Genomic DNA, 4,126 nt, shown 5'->3' with positions numbered 1-4,126 from the left:
ATTTTCATTGAGTATAATTCAATTACCATTATTTTCTCCGATTTCTTGATAGTTTATAAAAAACCTAGGCTGTCACTCCTAAACAGTATGACAACCTAGTTTCAACAATTTACATTTTATAGGAGCGCATTATTTTGCTTTTGCTGCGTACTCTTCGTTACGTTTAATCATTTGTTTTCTGTACCAAGCAAAGATACCGATATAGAATACAAGGAAGACTACTGCACCAAGAATTGCTTTGATATCACCAGTTGTAGTGTTACCAATTGTCCAACCAAGAAGTTTTTCGATTGGTCCTTCAAGAGTAGAGTGAGTAATCAATTGAGTTTGGCTCACACCTTCTGGGAAGGCACCTACACCTTTAGCAAGTTCTGTTGCAAATGGCGCAATAAGTGTACCTGAAAGAAGGAAGAGTGGCAACAAGAGTGTTCCGAAGATAATCATACGGAGCAATTTACCACGCGTTACAACCAAGAGAGCTGGAGTAACACCCATAGCGATGATACCTGCAAGTGGCAAGATACCATTTCCAACTTTTGAAAGAAGCACTGCTTCAATCAACATGATTGGTGCAAGTACGTTGGCACAAGCCCAGATTTCAGCACGACCAGCGATGAATGGCCAGTCAAGACCGATATTGAATTTACGTCCTTGAAGACGTTTAGTAGCAACGTTTGTAATACCTTGTGATAGTGGTTCTACGGCTGCGATGAACCATGAACCGATAAGTGAGAAGAGTTCCAAAGATACACCGGCAGTCAAACCAAGAGACAACCATCCTTTGATAACAAGACGCCATTTATCTGCATCTGCAACACCTGCAATTGGATGTGGAGTTCCCATAATACCGATAACGATACCAAGGATGAAACCGATGAAGAATTTAGATCCCCAGAAACCGATTTTCTTGTTCAATTTAGCAGCATCAAAGTCATATTTATCAAGGCCTGGGAAGAATTTTTCAAAAATCTTATCCAAAACCATGATAACTGGGTTCATCATGTAGTTCATGTGAGTTGATGTCATTGGTGATGAACTTGGAGCGTTAAGAAGGTCATCAAATGTAGGTTTCATCAAGTCAGAGTTGATAATTTTCAACACACCAACAAGGACGATAGCTGCTGTAGCAATAAAGAGCGAAACCCCTTGACTCACACCATTGTTATCAGCATACCATTTAATCAAGAGACCTGTGATAGACAAGTGCCAGATATCAAAGATATCGACATCAAGTGTATCGGTTTTCTTCATAGCAAGCATCACTACGTTGACAATCAACATGATGAGCAAGAAGTAAAGTGTCCAAGCAGATCCCCAAGTGATTGTTGCGAGTGGTGCCCAACCAACGTCGGTAATACTCAATTGGATACCAGTGTTTTCAACGAATTTTGCAAGTGATGCTGAGAAAGCACCATTTAGCATACCGATGATAGCACCGATACCTGTAAGAGCGATGGCAAGTTTGATACCACCTTCAAGCGCTTTGGAGAATTTCACTCCAAAAAGTAAAGCCAATACTGTCAAAATAATTAACATGATGACAGGTCCACCCATATCTAAGATGGGATTGAAAACCTTTCCGATTAGGTCAAAGATTGCATCCATAACAGTTCCTCCCTTTTTTATGTTATATGAATGTTAACAAATTAGAATTAGCTTAATCCGTGTTCTTTAATAGCTGCTTCAATATTGTCAAATACTGGAGCGCTCATTGCTGGGATACGGAATAAGATTGGTCCAGCTTCGATAACTGGGATACCTGGTTCAAAACCAAGGTCTGTTGCAGCGATTGGTGTAAAGATATCGTAACCTTTCATAAGGTCTTCGTTTACATCTTTGACCATGACTGCATCACAGTGAACATCATAACCACGGTTTGAAAGTTCTTCTTCTAGAGCACTTTTAATTTGGTGACTTGAGTTAACACCTGCACCGCAGGCAGCAAGAATTTTAATCATTTAGATTTCCTCCGATTTTATTTTTTAATAGACAAGATTAAGCGGTTGCTTCAGCAATGTAAGCATAAAGTTTTTCTGGTTCGGAAATTTTTGATAGGTCTTCAAGATGTCCATTTCCTGTGAAAAAGTCCATCAACTGAGCCAGAATATTTGTTTGACTTGAACTTGAGTTATTGATGATAAAGAAGAGCAAGGATACTTCTACTTCCTTATCCGGTGCAATCATATTGTGGAAGGTCACAGGTTTCTCTAATCGAACGACCACAACTTTTTCAGCTAGATTATGAACAATATCTGTATGAGGAATAGCCACATTCGGCAAATCCTTACCCAAAAATTCCATATCTAAGCCAGTTGGAAATGACTTTTCACGCGTGATCAAGGCTTCACGATAAGTTGGAGTCACGATTTCTCGTTCCTCCAATAAAGTAGCAACCTGATCAAAGAGATGTTCTTGATTATCCGCTTCTAAGCAAAACACAAGGTTTTTGTCAAAGAAATGATCTAATCCCATAAGGTTTTCCCTTCTTTCCATTAACTTTATGCTATAAGTATAACACTATATGTAATCGTTGTCAATAGTTTTCTGTTGATTTTTGTCTTTTTTTATACTTTTGTTGTGTTTATAGTTTGTTATATAAAAATAAACAAACAAATATTACAAGTATTTTTCTGTTCTAATACTCAATGAAAATCAAAGAGCAAACTAGAAAGCTAGGCACAGACTGCTCAAAACACCGTTTTGAGGTTGTGGATAGAACTGACCAAGTCAGTAACCATATCTACGACAAGCCGACGTTGACGTGGTTTGAAGAGATTTTCGAAGAGTATTATTTTCCTTCTTTATCAGGAAATAGATAGCCAATCCCTACACAAGCCAGCACACCTGCTCCAATCACCAAGCCACTTGAAATTGGCAACAGATCCAAAATTGCATTTGCGATGATAAAGGCAATAATCAAACACATCAGACTAGCCTTGTAATCCTTTTTCAAAAGATTCTCTAGAGTGAAAAAGAGGAACAGACCCACCGGAATCAAAGACCAGAGGTTGACATCTAAACTTGGCCAGCCAACAGAACCAAAATACACTACTGTCACTGCTGCTAATAAAAAGACAATTCCCAATAATTTTTTCATTTCTTTATCTCCGATTTCTTTTTTAGGAACTTGAGTTCTCTGATAGTGAAGCCTCACGTCCCTTACAAAAATCATTATAGTAGAGGTCAGTTTCAAGAACAAGTTCTTTTGCCTATCTGGTCTCTATATCAGTCTAAGTGGTTAAATAATGGCGATAAAATAAGGAAGCAGGGTAAGCGCGTCATAACAAGGTATCTATCATTCATGGAAGACCTCCTGTATACTATTAGTAAAGTAAAACTATTGGAGGATATTTAAATGCCACAACCTATTGTTCCTGTAGAGATTCCACAATCTCGAAATGATAGAAGAGCTTTTGGATAAGGTGTTGCTCTATGACAATTCATCTATCTAGCCTAGGGCAGGTCTATCTCGTATGTGGGAAAACGGATATGAGGCAAGGCATTGATTCACTGGCTTATCTCATTAAAACCCACTTTGAATTGGATCCTTTCTCAGGTCAAGTTTTTCTCTTTTGTGGTGGACGTAAAGACCGCTTTAAAGCTCTTTACTGGGATGGTCAAGGATTTTGGCTACTATATAAACGCTTTGAGAACGGTAAGTTGACTTGGCCAAGTACAGAAAAGGATGTCAAAGCTCTCACACCAGAACAAGTAGACTGGCTGATGAAGGGCTTTTCTATCACTCCCCAAATAAATTCATCAGAAAGTCGTGATTTCTATTGAAATGATGCCTTTCTTTTTAGTATAATAAAGTTAGAAAACAAGGAGGGGAAGACGATGAAAGACTTATTAAAAATCATTCAACAACAGAGTGCTACAATTGATAGTCTCACCAATGAACTTACCCTTCTGCGTGAACAAGTGGCTTATCTAACGCAAAAGCTCTATGGAAAATCCTCTGAGAAAAGTGTTTGTCCATCTGGACAAGTCAGCCTTTTTGAGGAGGAAGTTTCATCTGATGAAGATGGGGAGGTTCCCAGTTGAAAGAGAAGAAATCACCTATAAACGTAAGAAAGCTAAAGGGAAACGTCAAGCTCTTCTTGCCCAATTCGATTCAGAAGAACTC

At 38.6% G+C, this 4,126-nt stretch carries 6 protein-coding genes; 2 read left to right on the top strand and 4 right to left on the bottom strand.

Going from position 1 to position 4,126, the window contains the following annotated elements:
• Positions 1 to 129: 129 nt before the first annotated feature.
• From HT699_RS05080 to HT699_RS05065, 4 genes are all read right to left on the bottom strand, one after another.
• The gene (locus HT699_RS05080; protein ID WP_000338710.1) at positions 130 to 1,605 is read right to left on the bottom strand and encodes a PTS galactitol transporter subunit IIC; all 1,476 of its coding nucleotides are present in this window, start codon (positions 1,603 to 1,605) and stop codon (positions 130 to 132) included.
• 47 nt (positions 1,606 to 1,652) lie between these two features.
• The gene (locus HT699_RS05075; RefSeq protein WP_000590563.1) at positions 1,653 to 1,958 is read right to left on the bottom strand and encodes a PTS sugar transporter subunit IIB; all 306 of its coding nucleotides are present in this window, start codon (positions 1,956 to 1,958) and stop codon (positions 1,653 to 1,655) included.
• A gap of 37 nt (positions 1,959 to 1,995) precedes the next feature.
• Positions 1,996 to 2,472 carry a PTS sugar transporter subunit IIA gene (locus tag HT699_RS05070; RefSeq protein WP_000521975.1) on the bottom strand — a complete coding sequence of 159 codons (477 nt, stop codon included), beginning with the start codon at positions 2,470 to 2,472 and terminating at the stop codon, positions 1,996 to 1,998.
• A 316-nt stretch (positions 2,473 to 2,788) separates the two neighbouring features.
• Entirely contained in the window at positions 2,789 to 3,097 is a 309-nt protein-coding gene (locus HT699_RS05065; protein WP_000734650.1) for a hypothetical protein, read from the bottom strand.
• A gap of 335 nt (positions 3,098 to 3,432) precedes the next feature.
• On the opposite strand from HT699_RS05065, the gene tnpB reads away from it, so the two are divergent.
• Complete coding sequence (gene tnpB, locus HT699_RS05060) at positions 3,433 to 3,783, top strand: IS66 family insertion sequence element accessory protein TnpB (protein WP_050141977.1); 351 nt, start codon at positions 3,433 to 3,435, stop codon at positions 3,781 to 3,783.
• Between the two features lie 54 nt (positions 3,784 to 3,837).
• A complete protein-coding gene (locus HT699_RS05055; RefSeq protein WP_050226214.1) occupies positions 3,838 to 4,044 on the top strand; it encodes a transposase in 207 nt (68 codons plus the stop codon).
• The last annotated feature ends 82 nt before the right edge of the window (positions 4,045 to 4,126 follow it).

Origin of the sequence: Streptococcus sp. 1055 (genome assembly GCF_013276815.1) — a bacterium.
Taxonomy (GTDB): Bacteria; Bacillota; Bacilli; order Lactobacillales; family Streptococcaceae; genus Streptococcus; species Streptococcus pseudopneumoniae.
The sequence above is the reverse complement of the archived record's forward strand: the minus strand, read 5'-3'. Positions and strand labels throughout refer to the sequence as shown.

Coding starts and splice junctions, on each gene's coding strand:
- HT699_RS05080 (WP_000338710.1), bottom strand. CDS start 1,605: ATGGATGCAATCTTTGACCTAATCGGAAAGGTTTTCAATCCCATCTTA.
- HT699_RS05075 (WP_000590563.1), bottom strand. CDS start 1,958: ATGATTAAAATTCTTGCTGCCTGCGGTGCAGGTGTTAACTCAAGTCAC.
- HT699_RS05070 (WP_000521975.1), bottom strand. CDS start 2,472: ATGGGATTAGATCATTTCTTTGACAAAAACCTTGTGTTTTGCTTAGAA.
- HT699_RS05065 (WP_000734650.1), bottom strand. CDS start 3,097: ATGAAAAAATTATTGGGAATTGTCTTTTTATTAGCAGCAGTGACAGTA.
- tnpB (WP_050141977.1), top strand. CDS start 3,433: ATGACAATTCATCTATCTAGCCTAGGGCAGGTCTATCTCGTATGTGGG.
- HT699_RS05055 (WP_050226214.1), top strand. CDS start 3,838: ATGAAAGACTTATTAAAAATCATTCAACAACAGAGTGCTACAATTGAT.